This is a genomic window from Actinacidiphila glaucinigra (genome assembly GCF_900188405.1).
GTDB classification, from domain to species: Bacteria; Actinomycetota; Actinomycetes; order Streptomycetales; family Streptomycetaceae; genus Actinacidiphila; species Actinacidiphila glaucinigra.
The window spans coordinates 49,960-63,513 of record NZ_FZOF01000027.1; the positions used below are offsets into that span (position 1 = coordinate 49,960).

The 13,554-nt window shown below is 66.7% G+C and carries 13 protein-coding genes; 7 read left to right on the top strand and 6 right to left on the bottom strand.

Annotated elements, in window-relative coordinates; all coding sequences use genetic code 11:
* Nucleotides 1–15: 15 nt before the first annotated feature.
* From purU to CHF15_RS35270, 3 genes are all read right to left on the bottom strand, one after another.
* Nucleotides 16–873, bottom strand: a complete 858-nt coding sequence (purU, locus tag CHF15_RS35260; RefSeq protein ID WP_089227997.1) for a formyltetrahydrofolate deformylase — start codon at nt 871–873, stop codon at nt 16–18.
* Between the two features lie 59 nt (nt 874–932).
* On the bottom strand, nt 933–2,279 hold the full coding sequence (locus tag CHF15_RS35265; RefSeq protein ID WP_089227998.1) for an aminomethyltransferase family protein: 1,347 nt from the start codon (nt 2,277–2,279) through the stop codon (nt 933–935).
* 64 nt (nt 2,280–2,343) lie between these two features.
* Nucleotides 2,344–3,195: a methylenetetrahydrofolate reductase gene (locus CHF15_RS35270; protein WP_089227999.1), complete on the bottom strand. Its 852-nt coding sequence runs from the start codon at nt 3,193–3,195 to the stop codon at nt 2,344–2,346.
* A 372-nt stretch (nt 3,196–3,567) separates the two neighbouring features.
* On the opposite strand from CHF15_RS35270, the gene CHF15_RS35275 reads away from it, so the two are divergent.
* The 4 genes from CHF15_RS35275 to CHF15_RS35290 are packed head-to-tail and all read left to right on the top strand — an operon-like array spanning nt 3,568 to nt 6,795.
* Entirely contained in the window at nt 3,568–4,389 is an 822-nt protein-coding gene (locus CHF15_RS35275) for an SDR family NAD(P)-dependent oxidoreductase (RefSeq protein WP_245939203.1), read from the top strand.
* A 21-nt stretch (nt 4,390–4,410) separates the two neighbouring features.
* Nucleotides 4,411–5,274, top strand: coding sequence for an NAD(P)-dependent oxidoreductase (locus CHF15_RS35280; RefSeq protein ID WP_089228001.1), 864 nt, complete (start codon nt 4,411–4,413; stop codon nt 5,272–5,274).
* Between the two features lie 45 nt (nt 5,275–5,319).
* Entirely contained in the window at nt 5,320–5,904 is a 585-nt protein-coding gene (locus CHF15_RS35285) for a carboxymuconolactone decarboxylase family protein (protein WP_179280105.1), read from the top strand.
* 15 nt (nt 5,905–5,919) lie between these two features.
* The gene (locus CHF15_RS35290; protein ID WP_089228003.1) at nt 5,920–6,795 is read left to right on the top strand and encodes a bifunctional methylenetetrahydrofolate dehydrogenase/methenyltetrahydrofolate cyclohydrolase; all 876 of its coding nucleotides are present in this window, start codon (nt 5,920–5,922) and stop codon (nt 6,793–6,795) included.
* A gap of 467 nt (nt 6,796–7,262) precedes the next feature.
* Here the strand turns inward: CHF15_RS35290 and CHF15_RS35295 are convergent, their stop codons facing one another.
* Nucleotides 7,263–8,252: a helix-turn-helix transcriptional regulator gene (locus tag CHF15_RS35295; RefSeq protein WP_089228004.1), complete on the bottom strand. Its 990-nt coding sequence runs from the start codon at nt 8,250–8,252 to the stop codon at nt 7,263–7,265.
* 92 nt (nt 8,253–8,344) lie between these two features.
* On the opposite strand from CHF15_RS35295, the gene CHF15_RS35300 reads away from it, so the two are divergent.
* Nucleotides 8,345–8,743, top strand: coding sequence for a VOC family protein (locus CHF15_RS35300; protein ID WP_089228005.1), 399 nt, complete (start codon nt 8,345–8,347; stop codon nt 8,741–8,743).
* A gap of 150 nt (nt 8,744–8,893) precedes the next feature.
* Here the strand turns inward: CHF15_RS35300 and CHF15_RS35305 are convergent, their stop codons facing one another.
* Complete coding sequence (locus CHF15_RS35305) at nt 8,894–9,844, bottom strand: SDR family NAD(P)-dependent oxidoreductase (RefSeq protein WP_089228006.1); 951 nt, start codon at nt 9,842–9,844, stop codon at nt 8,894–8,896.
* A 742-nt stretch (nt 9,845–10,586) separates the two neighbouring features.
* On the opposite strand from CHF15_RS35305, the gene CHF15_RS35310 reads away from it, so the two are divergent.
* Entirely contained in the window at nt 10,587–11,321 is a 735-nt protein-coding gene (locus CHF15_RS35310; protein ID WP_089228007.1) for an alpha/beta hydrolase family protein, read from the top strand.
* Between the two features lie 86 nt (nt 11,322–11,407).
* Here CHF15_RS35310 and CHF15_RS35315 read toward each other — a convergent pair whose 3' ends face one another.
* Nucleotides 11,408–12,493 carry a hypothetical protein gene (locus CHF15_RS35315; protein ID WP_089228008.1) on the bottom strand — a complete coding sequence of 362 codons (1,086 nt, stop codon included), beginning with the start codon at nt 12,491–12,493 and terminating at the stop codon, nt 11,408–11,410.
* A gap of 593 nt (nt 12,494–13,086) precedes the next feature.
* Here CHF15_RS35315 and CHF15_RS35320 point away from each other — a divergent pair.
* Nucleotides 13,087–13,299 (top strand): MbtH family protein, encoded by a 213-nt coding sequence (locus tag CHF15_RS35320; RefSeq protein WP_089228009.1) that lies wholly within the window; start codon nt 13,087–13,089, stop codon nt 13,297–13,299.
* The last annotated feature ends 255 nt before the right edge of the window (nt 13,300–13,554 follow it).

A 13,554-nucleotide genomic window follows, 5' to 3' on the forward strand; every position in this document is an offset into this window, starting at 1 on the left:
TACGCAATGTGATGATCAGGGGAAGACCACGGTTCGGCTTCCGTCGAGCAGTACGCGGTTCTCGGTGTGCCAGCGAACCGCTCGGGACAATGCCAGGCATTCGACGTCCCGGCCGAAGGTGGTCACCTCGGCGGCGGTCATGGAATGGTCTACGCGTGCCACTTCTTGCTCGATGATGGGCCCCTCGTCGAGATCCGATGTCACGTAGTGCGCGGTGGCACCCACGAACTTCACACCTCTGGCATGGGCCTGGTAGTACGGTCGGGCGCCCTTGAAGCTGGGGAGCATGGAGTGGTGGATGTTGATAGCGCGCCCCTCCAACCTCTTGCAGAGCGCCGGGGAGAGGATCTGCATGTAGCGGGCCAGTACGACGAGGTCGACGTCAAGATCCTCGACCAGGTCCATGAGTTTCTTCTCTGCGGCCGGCTTGGTCTGCGGCATGACCGGCATGTGGTGGTAGGCGACGCCGTAGGCCTCGGCCAGGTGGGTCAAGTCCGTGTGGTTCGACACCACGGCGGCGACCTCGACGTTCAGCCCGCCGTTGAAGGCGCGGAACAACAGGTCGTTGAGGCAGTGCCCGAATCGGCTGACCATGATCATGATGCGTTGCGGTCTGGTGGCATCGAGCAGTCGCCATTCCATGGGGAACTGCTCCGGCACTCTCCGGAAGCCCGCGCGCAGCGTGTCGATCGTGGTCAGCGGGTCTGAGGATTCGAACTCCACCCGCATGAAGAATTTCCCGGCGCCGCGTTCGCTGAACTGCTGGCTCTCCACGATGGTGCAACCGTTCCCGAGGAGGAAGGCCGAGACCGCGTGTACTATCCCCGGCCGGTCAGGGCAGGTCAGGGTGAGAACAAAGCGCGATGCAGTCATGCTGAATTACGTCCTCCACTGTGAGTCGGAGTCTCCGTGGACGTTCTGGGGTGGCTCCGTCACACCAGGGGGCGGGTACGGAGTGTGGCGCGGATGTGGCGCTGGACGTGGCGTTCGACGGTGGGCTTGGCCGATCCGCCGTTTTCCTCGCCGATGACGATCGTCACCTCGCGGCCGTCGATCGCCTCACTGTCGTCCACCATGGCCAGTGAGGACCAACCGCCCACGTTGACGGTGTAGCCGGCGTTCGCGGAGATGCCCACCAGCCGTCCGTCGACGAGCACCTTGTCGTAGGACCCGGTGGCGTAATTGGAGACCGGCATCTCCAGGTACTTCGTGTGCGGCCCGCTGCCGAACAGGCTGTCGGTGATGAGCTCCGCGGTATCCCGGTCGTTCCAGCGCAACCACACCTTCCTGCGGTGCGGCTGGTCCGCCATCAGCTCCAGGGCCTCCCGCCCGATGAAGTCATGGTCGAACCTGATGACGCGGCCGTAGCCGAGGTCCCACGGCGTGACGTAGTAGTCCTCGATGTTGTCGGACACGAAACTGCCGCCGATGGACTTGTTCGCCTCGAAGCCCTCCGCGGACAGCCACTGCCGGAAGGGCTTCATCGTCTCACCGGTGTAGATGGCGGGCACCGGCGCAGGGAGCCAACCGGACTCGATCGCGGTGGCCGGGTAGGCCCGTGCGCCGCCCTGACGCAGCCCGAACTCTTCCCCGGCCGCCAGCAGGGCCTCCCGGACTGTCTCGCTGTGTTCCTGTGGTCCGACCAGTTCGAGACCGGTGAACTCGTCTCCCGGCACCCCGACCATGGTGTGGTTGAGCGCACGGATCGGGACACCCGCGATCTTGAACTCGCCCATGGCGAAGAATTTGATCCGCGGGAGAGGCGCGCCCGCCGCCCTTTCGACGATCTTGTGAGTGGCAGGGCCGTTGAGCTGGAACCGGAAGGTGAGTCGCCTGCCGTCGTTGGCGATGGAACGCTCGTCACGGGTCACGGTGACCCGGTAATCTCCGGTTTCCGCGTGGAAGGCGGCCCAGTTGGGTGCGACCGGCCGGCCCACCAGGCTGAACTCGTCGTCCTCGAAGGCGAACAGAATGGCATCACCGACGAAATAGCCGTCGTAATTGCATGCGATGAACTGCTTTGCTTTGTTCCTGCCGAAATTCTTGAATCCGTTCACACCGAGATCGGACATCAGCCGCAACGCGTCCGGACCCTTGAAGTAGATGTCCGTCATGTGGTTGGACTGATCGAACAGCACTGCGGTCTCCTTCCAGGCCCGCTGTTCGTCCCGCCAGTTGGTGTACTCCGCACGCATGGGGTACACGTACGGGCCCTGGGGTGCGTTGCGCAGCATATGCGCAACGTTGCCGGCCTTGTGGATCTTCTCTTCGAGATTCATGAAACTCACGCTCGGCTTTCTGTCTACTGGCGGTGGCTGGGGTCAGGACTCTGGGTCGCTGGAATCATCCGGTTTCTTCCACACCACTGGCGCGGGACAGCCAGTCGACTGTGGTGTCGACCTGGTTGAAGGAGAACAGATGCAGGCCTTCGATCGAGAGGTCGGCGAAGGAGATCTTCTTGTGGATGGCGATGAGCAGGTCCATGGGCTCATAGGCCCGTCCCAGCAGCAAATTGCCAACCATTCCGTGCTGTTTGGACAGAAACCTTACGGACCGTCCGACTCCGATCTTGACCGAAAGTTCGATCAGCTTCCGGACCTGCAGGGGAGCCGCGACGCCGATGCGAAGCGGCAGGGTGACGCCCCGGTCGCGAGCCGATTGCAACCAGCCGGCCATGGCTGAAGCGTCGAAGCAGAGTTGGCTGACCATGTAGTCGGCGTACTGCTGTTTGCGCACCAGGGCGTCGAACAGTACGTCGTCTGAGATCTTTGGGTGACCCTCCGGGTAGCAACCGATCCCTATCTTGGAGAGTCCGTGGTCGAACTCGCCCAGTTCCTGGAGGATTTCCGCGGCCTCGCTGAACCTGCCGACGGGTTCCTCTCCGTCGCCGCCGATGACGAACAGTTCGTCGACACCGAGATCATTGATTCTCCGTACAAAATTTCGCAGATCTTGCCGTTCCTCGACCATGCGGGCCGCCAGGTGCGGCACGACCCGGTGGCCCGATCGGCGTGCCGCCGCGACGTGGTTGAGCGTCCGCAAAAGTCCAAATTTTGGCGAGCAGGTCACGGTCACCGTCGTGTCGGCCGGCACTACGGCCGCCTTCTCCTCCGCGCCCTTGAGGGGAATGATCTCGACACTCGCGTTGCGGACTATGTCGTCGACCGTAATCGTCCGGTCAGCGGATTGCGTCATTGAAGTTTTACACCTTCTCCGAGCTGGAGTGAATCAGACAATACGACCTGTCCGGTGTGCCGTCCGAGCGGAAGCCGGCGGCAAGAATGCGAGGGCTATCACCCAGGTCCTGAGGCGCAGTCGGCGGCGACATCCAACTGGGAGTAGAAAACCGCCGGCCAAGCCTCCGGAGATCGAGGCCAGTTCGGCAAACGATGATGGCGCCGAGCCGATATCTCTGCGTGAAGCCCAGAAACTGCCGAGGACCTTACAGTAACGCCCATTAATCATTCATTAGATGAGCTCCCCTGCAATTATCCGGCCATTACTCACTCTTGCCGCCGGGACGTCCGCGGCACATGCTTGCCGACAGCGATATTCACGCCGGGAATTTTGGAGGAATCAGCAATGACGTTGGATATTCGGCTTGACGGACGGACAGCGCTCATCACCGGAGGAGGCAGCGGACTCGGCCTCGCGACCGCTGAGGCGCTGTACGCACAGGGCGCCGCCGTGGCCATCCTGGGCCGCACCAAGGCCAAACTGGAGGCCGCCGAAAAGCAGATCGCCGCAGCCGGCGACGGCCGCGTCCTGACATTGGTGGCAGACGTCAACGACGACGACGCGGTGGCGGATGCGCTGCGCCAGGTACACGAGTGGCAAGGCCGGCTCGACATCCTCGTCAACTGCGCGGCGCCCCTGCTGGCCGTAAGCCCGCTGGCGGAGGCCGACGAGACGGTCATGAGCGACGCCCTGAACGCCAAGGCCGTCGGCTACCTGCGGGTTGCGCGCGCCGCGCTGCCCCTCATCGAAAAGGGAGGCACAGGGCGCATCATCAACGTCGCGGGCATGGCGGCACATGTGCTGGTCCCGAACATCGGCGTGGCCGCCGCGGTGAACGCCGCCGTGGTCGCCCTGACCAGCTATCTGGCCGCCGAAGCGGCCCCGCAGGGCGTGCTGGTCAACGGCATCTCGCCTGGCATGACGCTGACACAGGTCTGGCTGGACCGCCACGCGGCCACCGCCGAAGCGAAGAACATCACCCCCGAGCAGGTACGCGACGGCATGGTGGCAAACCTCGGAATCCGTCTCGGCCGCTGGGCACGCCCGGAGGAGATCGCGGCCGCGGCACTGTTCCTCGCCTCCGACCTCGCCTCGTACGTGACCGGTCAGGTCCTCCAGGTCGACGGCGGGCTCGGCAAGTCGGTCATCTGACCGTCAGTGAGGAAGATTCACATGACCCACGTGTCCGTCGCCGGCCTTGGCAACATGGGCAAAAGCATGGTCCACCGCCTACTCGCGACGGGAATCGGGGTGACGGTCTGGAATCGCTCGCCCGCAGCCGTCGACGAGCTCGTCGCGCTGGGTGCCAAGCGCGCCGGATCCGTCGCCGAACTGTTTGCCGCCGGGCCGGTGCTGTCAGTGCTGGCCGACGACGCCGCAGTCACCACGGTCTTCGACGAAGCGGTCCTCGCCGAGGTCGGGCCAGAGGCCGTCCACGTCGGCATGTCAACGATCTCGGTGGCCGCCGGGCGCGCCCTGGCGGAGAGGCACCAGACCGCCGGCGTGGGGTACCTGGCGGTCCCCGTACTGGGGCGCCCGGCCGTTGCCGAGGCGGGGCAGCTCAACCTGCTCGCCGCCGGTGACGGGGCGTTGATCGACTCCCTGGAACCGGTGTTCTCGGTGCTCGGGCGACGAACCTGGTGGGTCGGCGAGCACCCATGGCAAGCCAACGTCGTCAAGATCACCATGAACCTGCTGATCATCCACGCGCTGGAGGCGATGGCGGAGGGCTTCACGCTGGCAGAACGACACGGCGTCGACGCACGCGAGCTGCACAATCTGATCACGGGGACCTTGATGCCGGGACCCGTGTACCAGGGCTACGGCAAAGCGATGGCGGACCGCGAGTACCTGCCGGCCGGATTCCGCACCGCCCTGGGGAACAAGGATCTCGGTCTGGCCCAGGCGGCCGCCGAATCGGTCGGACTGGAGCTGCCCGCCATGTCCGCCCTGCGCCAGACCTTCCTGACCGCGATCGACCTGGGCAAGGCCGATCACGACTGGGCGTCGATTGCAGAAGTGCTGCGAAGAGCCTGAACGATGAACACATCCATCACAGTCCAACCCGAGGAGGGTGTTGTCATGACGCTTGTGCCCTTGGTGGCGAGGGACCAGATCGACGCAGTCGACCTGCCACTGATCCAAGCTGGGGAGCAGTCGTTCGGCAAGCTGCTGAACACTTGGCTCGCCATCGCCAACAGTCCGGGTATGTTCGCCACCTACCTGCCGTTCGTCCGTGCAGTCACGGGCCCGGGTGAGCTCGACGGGCGCATCCAAGAGCTCACCGCGGTCTATGTGTCGTTGCTGAACCACTGCCGGTACACCACCAGCCACCGCTGCTACTCGGCGCTGGCCAAGGGCGTGAGCGAGGCAGACCTGGAGCGACTGGCCGCCGGCGACTTCTCCTCGTTCAGCAGCAGAGAGCAGCTGGCTCTGCGCTTCACCCGTGCCCTCACGGTCGACCATGCGGTGACCAGCCGCGACGACAGCGTGACCGGCATCGACCCCGAGGTGCTGGCGCAGGTGCGGGACAGCTTCAAGCCGCGGGAACTCGTCGAGTTCGTCATGTCTGTCGGACTGTGGAACGCCCTCACCCGCTTCCACCGGGTGATGGACCTCGACCTCGACCTCGGTGAGCCGCCGTCCGCGGTGGACGCCGCCGTCTGAGCGCGGATGAGGACCATGACTGCCGAGATCCTCGATGGCAAGGCCGTCGCAGCCGAGATCAAATCCAGGCTGACGACCCGTGTTGCGGCGCTGAAGGAAAAGGGCGTCACACCCGGGCTGGGCACGATCCTGGTGGGGGACGACACCGGCAGCCGCAAATACGTGGCAGGCAAGCACCGCGACTGCGCCGAGGTCGGCATCGCCTCGATCCGACGCGAACTGCCCGTGACGGCGACGCAGGAGGAGATCGAGGCGCTCGTCCGCGAGCTGAACGACGACCCGGCCTGCACCGGTTACATCGTGCAGTTGCCGCTGCCCACGGGCATCGACGAGAACCGGATCCTGGAACTGATGAATCCGGAGAAGGACGCGGACGGCCTGCACCCGATGAACCTCGGCCGTCTGGTCCTCAACGAGCCGGCACCGCTGCCCTGCACTCCAAACGGTGTGCTCACCCTGCTGCGCCACTACGGCGTGGAGATCAAGGGCGCCGAGGTCGTGGTGGTCGGCCGGGGCGTGACAATCGGGCGCCTGATACCGCTGCTGCTGACTCGGCGGCGGGAGAACGCCACGGTCACCCAGTGCCACACCAGCACTCGCGACCTCTCTGCCCACCTGAGGCAGGCGGACATCATCGTCGCCGCAGCGGGCTCCGCGCACCTGATCCGGCCCGAAGACGTGAAGCCCGGTGCCGCCGTCCTCGACGTCGGCGTCTCACGCAGCGCCAAGGGCACAATCATCGGTGACGTCCACCCGGACGTTGCACAGGTCGCCGGCTGGATCTCACCGAACCCGGGTGGTGTGGGCCCAATGACCCGTGCCCAACTGCTCGTCAACGTGGTCGAAGCAGCAGAACGCGACGTCGGCTATGGGCAACACAGCAGTGCGTAGCCGAGCGCGTGCGAGGCGATCAACGTCCGACGCCGAAGACCGCCCGAGTCGGACCCCCACCGTTTCCCGTTCGCCGGCGGTGGGGGCGCGTGTCGGCGCCGAGCTGCCGCACAACCCACAGCCCGTGGGGGTCGCCCACCGTCGGCGGGCTCCGGGCCCAGCTTGTTCAATTTTCCCTTTCGGGGCAGGACACATATGAGGTAACAAAGATTGGCGAACGCGGATGTAGCGCGTCCTCTGTCGTCAGGGAGACCGTGAAGCCCGCAGCGCAGCGTCTGCCAGGAGCGGGCCAGGCCAAGGGGGGCCCGCGATGGTGTGCTGGACACGGTAGGCGTGGTCTCGCCGCGCACACGATGGGCGGCCGTGTACGCCGGGGCCAGTCTGGCAGGCATCGCAGGAGTCGTGGAATTGCCGGTGGCGGCCGCAGTGCGGCTGACGCAGCAGCGGCCGGGGGCGAAGCAAGTCTGTCAGGCTCGGCGGGCGTTGGACGTGAGGCGATCGGCGAGCGCGATGACGAGGTCGCGCAGTTCATCGGGGCGCTCGATGACGAACGGCCGGTCGAGGGCGGCGAGTACTCGAGGCAACCAGTCGAGCCGCTCCACCCGTAGTTCGACGCGCACCCAGCGCTCGGCCGCCTCGTCCTGGTCTGCCGCGGGCTCGCACTCCTCCAGGCTCGCGACACCAGCGGGAAGGTGAGCGCGGATCTGCGCGACTGTCCCGTGGACCCGCAAGGTCACCTCGTGCCGGTACTCGGCCGTGGCGAATCCTGACAGCACGCGCTGCGCCGGATCCGGGCCCATGGGCTCTTCGAATGAGCCGGGCAGGGTCCTCGCGTCTGCGATGCGGTCGAGCCGGAAGGTCCGGTCCTCACCGATCTGGGCGTCCTCGCCCGTGACGTACCACCGGCCCGCGTGGGCGACGATGCCGTACGCGTGCAGCGTGCGTTCGCTGCGTCGTCCGTCGCGGTCGGTGTAGCGGATCGACAGTGGTCGGCGGTGGCGCACCGCATCGGCAATGGCGAGCAGCACCTCGGCGTCCGGGGTGTCGAACTCGCCGGGCTGATCCGTGAAGGCGAGAGTCTCCAGGAGGAGGTCGAGCCGACGGGCGAGGTGCTTGGGCAGCACCCTGCGGATCTTCGCCGATGCCGTCTCGCTTGCCGTGCGCTCCGTCGTCGTCAACCCTGCCCGGCGACCGGCGACCAGGCCGAGCAAGACGGCCAGCGCCTCGTCGTCGCTGAGCATGAGCGGGGGCAAGCGGTATCCGGGGGCGAGCCGGTATCCGCCGTAGCGGCCGCGCACCGATTCCACGGGCACGTCCAGGTCGATCAGCTGGCCCACGTATCGCCGCACGGTGCGCCCTTCGACACCGAGCCGGTCGGCGAGTTCGGCCACCGTCCGGGTGCCGCCCGACTGCAGCAGCTCCAGGAGTGTCAGCACGCGGCCGGTGGGGCGAGGCATGTTCGCAGTCTAACGACTATAGAGGACCGATTCTGTCCACTATTTCTCCTAGTCTGCGGGCTGTACGCCTCCAGCACAGCCAAGGAGATCCCATGGACTTCGTCTCTGTCCGCATCATCACCAGCGACATGACGCGCCTCGTCGAGTTCTACGAGCGAGCCACAGGGGCACGGGCGACGTGGGCCACCGCGGACTTCGCCGAACTCAGGACCCCGGGCGCCACGCTCGCCATCGCGAGCACCCGCACCGTTCCGCTGTTCGCCCCGGGCTCTGCCCGTCCGGCGGACAACCACAGCGTGATCACCGAGTTCCTCGTCGACGACGTGGACCGCGTTCACCAGAACCTGAGCGGCTTCGTCACCGACTTCGTCACGGAACCCACCACGATGCCCTGGGGAAATCGGTCGCTGCTGTTCCGCGACCCCGACGGCAACCTCGTCAACTTCTTCACCCCCGTCACCCCGGCGGCGATCGAGAAGTTCGCACGATGACGCCCGGCACAACCGCTCACGCGGGAGCCCTGAGACCCCAGGGCTCCCGCTGAACGCGGCCGCCTGATCCGAGAGCGCCACCGGCAAAAGACACCGGAACGGTCTTCTTCCGTCGACGCCGTACTTTCCAGGCCGGTACTGAGCGCCGTCTCAGCGCAGTGCGCTCTCCACGACGGGGAGCGCGAGATCCCACAGGCGGTCCGCCGCCTCGGGGTCGGCGGACCACTCGGCAACTCCCGTGGCGGGCTCCGGGCCGCCCTGGACCACCGACTGCTCCTGGTTGTCCTCGAAGTAGCCTCCCGTCACGCCGTCCAAGAGAGGGGATGCGGCCAGCAGGACGATGGTCGCCGCTCCCTGTTCCGGGGTCTTGGCGTAGTCGGGGATGATCAGGTTGCCGTCCGCGTCCATCACACCGATGGCCTTCAGGACTTCGGGGGAAATGTGGCGCCCGAGGTTCGTGTAGGGGATGGCGCCGGGCGCGCAGGAGGTCGCCGCGATGCCCGCATCGCCCCAGTGACGGGCAATGCCCACCGCCAGGAGCACATCGGCGGTCTTGGACTGCGCGTACGCGAGGAACGGATCGTAAGGCCGGCTCTCGAACTGGGGATCGTCGAAGTCGACACCGGCCCGGAGCTGCGCGCCGGAACTGACGACGACGACACGCGACCGACCCTTCGCCGACAGCGCGGGCCGCAGTCCGAGGGCCAGCGCGAAGTGGCCGAGGTAGTTGGTGGCCAGCTGCATCTCCCAGCCCTGATCGCTGCGCTCGAGCGTGGGGAGCATCATGATCCCGGCGTTGGCGACGAGCATGTCCAAGGGGTCCTCCCAGGCACGGCAGAACGCCCGCACCGACGCCAGGTCGGCGAGATCGATGGGCAGCGCGTCAACCTGGGGGAACTCCTCGAGGATCTCCTTCGCCATGCCCGGGTCACGCGTCGCGATCGTGACACGGGCGCCCGCCGCGGCCAGGGCCCGGACCGTTTCCGCGCCGAGCCCGGAAGCACCGCCCGTGACGATCGCACGCCGCCCCGTCAGGTCGACGCCCGCTATCACCTCCGTAGCGGTGGCCCTCGGCCCGAACGGCGTGGTGATGAGTGACATGTCAATGCCTTTCACAGAAGGGACAAGACAACGGCGCCCCGATCGGACAGCCGTCGCCTGGCCGTTCCGGCGCAGCGGCGGAGGCGTCGACGACATGAGGCACGACCCGGGGACCCGGTCCATCCCGCCATAGGAGGACCAGGCTGCCGAAGAGCACGCCTTTCGTCGCTGTGCACGGACGCGTTACGCGCCTGCCGGCCACCGGTGACCAGCGTTTCGCCGATCGGATCCGGAAGGCAGAGTCGGCTTATCCAGGGATCGACGGTCTCTGGCTGCCGCTCCGACCGTGACGCGGACTCGAAGGCTGGACAGCAGACAGTTGGGAATCTACTGCGCGTGCGCAGGGAAGCGCTCACCACCGGTGACGTCGCGCTCCCGGGCACGGGGCGCCGGTGCCGGGTCCGCCCGGATGCGGCTACCACCGCAGCGCCGCGGCCACGCGCCGTGTCCTCCGTCACATTTTCCAACCTCACGGTGGCCGGGGCGTCTCTAGGTATGGGCGGGGCACCGACCCCCGCGGACAGCACGTCCACCAAACCGGCATCGCACGCTCAGGAGGAACTCCTTGTTCTGGAATCGCCGAGCCCGTCACCGCACGGCAGCACTGTCCCTGGCCGCCGCGGCTGTGCTACTCAGCGGATGCGCCTCGACCGCCCCGGTGACGGTGGACGGGAGCCCGTCTCCGCTGCAGTCGCCGGCTGCCCACCCGCGGGAAACGAGGGCCGTCGTCACCGAGAAGCCGGTGTCCTACGTGCCGGCGGACCCCAAGTACACGGTGCGGACGCCGTCAGGGCATCTTGTCAACGACTGCGTTCCCCGGCGACTGCACCAGTACGTCACAACACTGACCACGGAGGACGGCAAGCACCTCTCCACGCTGATCTTGGGCAAGGGGCCGAACGTCGTCTACTTCGGCCACCAGTACGGAGGCCAGATCTGCAACTTCCTTGATCTTGCGGAGGAGATCGCCGGGCGCGGCTACCGGGTGATGCTTCCGGAGTTCCGCAACCATGTGGCCTCTGAGAAGGCCGCCGCCTCCAGCTCCCTCGATGCGAAGGCCGCGTTCGACAAGCTGAAGGACCTCGGGACGAAGCGGGTCTTCCTGGCGGGAGCCTCCTGCGGCGGAACCACCGCGGCCGTGCAGGGCGTGGAAAGCGGCATACCCATCGTCGGCCTGACCCTGCTTTCCTCACCGGCACGGTGCGACGGCGACGCTGTGGCGGCCGTGAAGAAGATCCAGAAGCCCTCGCTGTTCATGGTCGCGCACGACGACATGCAGGGAGGGCACGAGCGGCAGATCCGGGAGCTCTACGCGGCGTCCGCGGCAACCCACAAGCGCCTCGTCGCGATCGACGGCGAAGAGCACGGGACATTGATGCTGTACGGATCCAAGGAAGCCGACGAGCGACGCGCCATGGTCATCAGCTTCATCCTGAACGCCCTCACGGCAGACAACGAGGTCGGCGTACAGGACTGACGGGACAGCTCACGACACTGGTCGCAGCGGACCTCGCCGGTGAGGGCACTGCGGGCACTGCCGGTCCTGTCGGTTGGCCATGGAGATCAGGCCGTCTCGACGTACCGCTCCCCCGCATACGCCCGCAGCACCGGCACGACCGCCTCCGCGCCCCCCGGCAGCCGGTCGATCCGGTCCAGGACGTAGGCCCGATGACCATCCATCAAGTGCTCGGGATGGGCGGAGGCATGCGCGCCCGGCAGCACCCACACCGTCAGTGAGGGGTGGGGGTCGAGACCGCGCGGCTGCCGTCCGACCGTGACGGTGGCGATCTGAGCCCACCGGAAGAACCTCTCCTCGCCGGCCACCTCGCGCATGCCGATGCCGGTGGCACCGATCCGCAGTTCCATCGGCTTGCGCCAGCGGACGTACGCGAAGCGCACCTGGATCCAGCAGATGAGAGTGCCGAGCATCGACACCGTGATGGGGATCCCGATTCCGGATTCGCCGTCCAACCGGTCGTGGTTGAAGATCACGTACAGGTAGACCGACACGAACAATGCGCTGAATGACAGCGCCCACACCGTCCGGACACGCGTACGCCGGCCGTCGCCCAGGTCGGCTGTGAAGCTCCGTTCCCCACCGGGGACGCTCAGTTCGGGCCCCGCGACGGTCACCGGGATCGGCGGTCGTACGGCGCGCGGTGCCGTCTCGAAGCGGTCGCCGGCGTACTCGGCGAGGGCAGCGGTGAGCCGGCCGACACTCTGGTCCAGGTCCGCGCAGTTCACCAGGGTGTAGCGGTTCCAGGCGTCCAGGCTCCGGTCCTGTCGGCGGGGCAGAGTCACCCCCGGGACCGTCCACAGCAGCAGGCGCGGCGGCGGTGGCGTGGTGTCGCTGTCCGCCGCCTTCTCGTGCCACAGGGAGACCGCGCGGATCTGCTCCCAGGACAGCATGGCGTCGTGCAACGTGAGCCCGTGAGCGTCGATACGCAACCGGAACGGCCGCCGCACCCTGCGCAGTTGAGTCCACCCGTACCCAGCCACCGGGACGGACAGAACTCCCAGCAGCGCCTGACCGGGTTCGGCGCTACGGGAGGCGGACAGCCACACGAGCGCGCCCGTCACCAGGACGATGCCCCAGCCCACCCATCGCCTTCCGCGTCTTCTCAACGTCCGCTCTACCGTGAATTCCACTGGTCCCCGACCCCCTTGTCGTTCCCCGCCAGCGCCATGATGCGTCTCGGCCGCCCGCCGCTCCATCCCCGCGGGCAAGCGGTTGCCCTTCCGTGACGACCATGGGACATCGGCTCCCGCCGGTCATTCCCCCGCCCCGATCCGTTCATCACCGGCCGCCCAACCACCCGCCGACGCAGCACCGCCGACACAGCCCCAGCACGCGAAACACCTACGCCCCGCGCACCGTGAGCCTGCCCCACCGCAGCAACGGGAAGTGACCCTCGGCCGGAACGTAGACGGACAACACGCGGTCGAAGAGCCCAAGCCCCGCGACAACCCTCGTGCCCAGCAACCACGCGCGCCCCGGTGTCGCCCTCGGCGTGAGTCCCAGCGGCCTGCGCCGGAACTCTCCGTTCCGCGATCCGGTGCAGCAGCTCAGTCAGGGCCTGCCTCGCCCGGGCGACGAAGCGGATCCACCGTCACCGGCCACCACAAGATCATCCCGGTGCAGACCAGAAGTAACTCCGCGTTTGCTTGCGATCTCTACATTCCGCTGAAGTAAAGCTCGGTAAAGCACAGGCAATCTGCGCAAATATCAGAAGGCGCCCAACATGACGAACCCTTTCGAGGACCAGGAAGCCACATACCTGGTGCTGATCAACGCAGAAAAGCAGCACTCGCTTTGGCCGACCTTTGTCGACGTCCCCGAGGGCTGGGAAATCGCATTCGGCGAGGCTTCGCGACAGGACTGCCTGGACTACGTTGAACGTACATGGACCGACATGCGGCCCAAGAGCCTGGTCGATGCAATGAGTGGCAACTGAACGCACCGACGTCTGCGGTCCGTTGAATCGCGGCGGACCGCACTCGGGGTCGAGCAGTCGCGAGCGGAGGCCGTCGCGCGCGCTTCACGTCTTCGCCGCTCCCCGAACTCCGATACGGCCCCTCGGTCCGCCGACCGAGGACTGAACATGGACCACAGGTAACCCGACAGGCGCCGCACCGTTCACCCGGGTCGGATTCAATGCGGCCACTCGTTCTTCTGATATCAGCGAGAACGCACCACATCTTCAAAGAAG

What these genes read in the sequence shown, in the direction of transcription:
- CHF15_RS35265 (WP_089227998.1), bottom strand. Translation starts at nt 2,279, where the DNA reads ATGAATCTCGAAGAGAAGATCCACAAGGCCGGCAACGTTGCGCATATG.
- purU (WP_089227997.1), bottom strand. Translation starts at nt 873, where the DNA reads ATGACTGCATCGCGCTTTGTTCTCACCCTGACCTGCCCTGACCGGCCG.
- CHF15_RS35300 (WP_089228005.1), top strand. Translation starts at nt 8,345, where the DNA reads ATGGACTTCGTCTCTGTCCGCATCATCACCAGCGACATGACGCGCCTC.
- CHF15_RS35290 (WP_089228003.1), top strand. Translation starts at nt 5,920, where the DNA reads ATGACTGCCGAGATCCTCGATGGCAAGGCCGTCGCAGCCGAGATCAAA.
- CHF15_RS35285 (WP_179280105.1), top strand. Translation starts at nt 5,320, where the DNA reads ATGACGCTTGTGCCCTTGGTGGCGAGGGACCAGATCGACGCAGTCGAC.
- CHF15_RS35270 (WP_089227999.1), bottom strand. Translation starts at nt 3,195, where the DNA reads ATGACGCAATCCGCTGACCGGACGATTACGGTCGACGACATAGTCCGC.
- CHF15_RS35295 (WP_089228004.1), bottom strand. Translation starts at nt 8,252, where the DNA reads ATGCCTCGCCCCACCGGCCGCGTGCTGACACTCCTGGAGCTGCTGCAG.
- CHF15_RS35280 (WP_089228001.1), top strand. Translation starts at nt 4,411, where the DNA reads ATGACCCACGTGTCCGTCGCCGGCCTTGGCAACATGGGCAAAAGCATG.
- CHF15_RS35320 (WP_089228009.1), top strand. Translation starts at nt 13,087, where the DNA reads ATGACGAACCCTTTCGAGGACCAGGAAGCCACATACCTGGTGCTGATC.
- CHF15_RS35305 (WP_089228006.1), bottom strand. Translation starts at nt 9,844, where the DNA reads ATGTCACTCATCACCACGCCGTTCGGGCCGAGGGCCACCGCTACGGAG.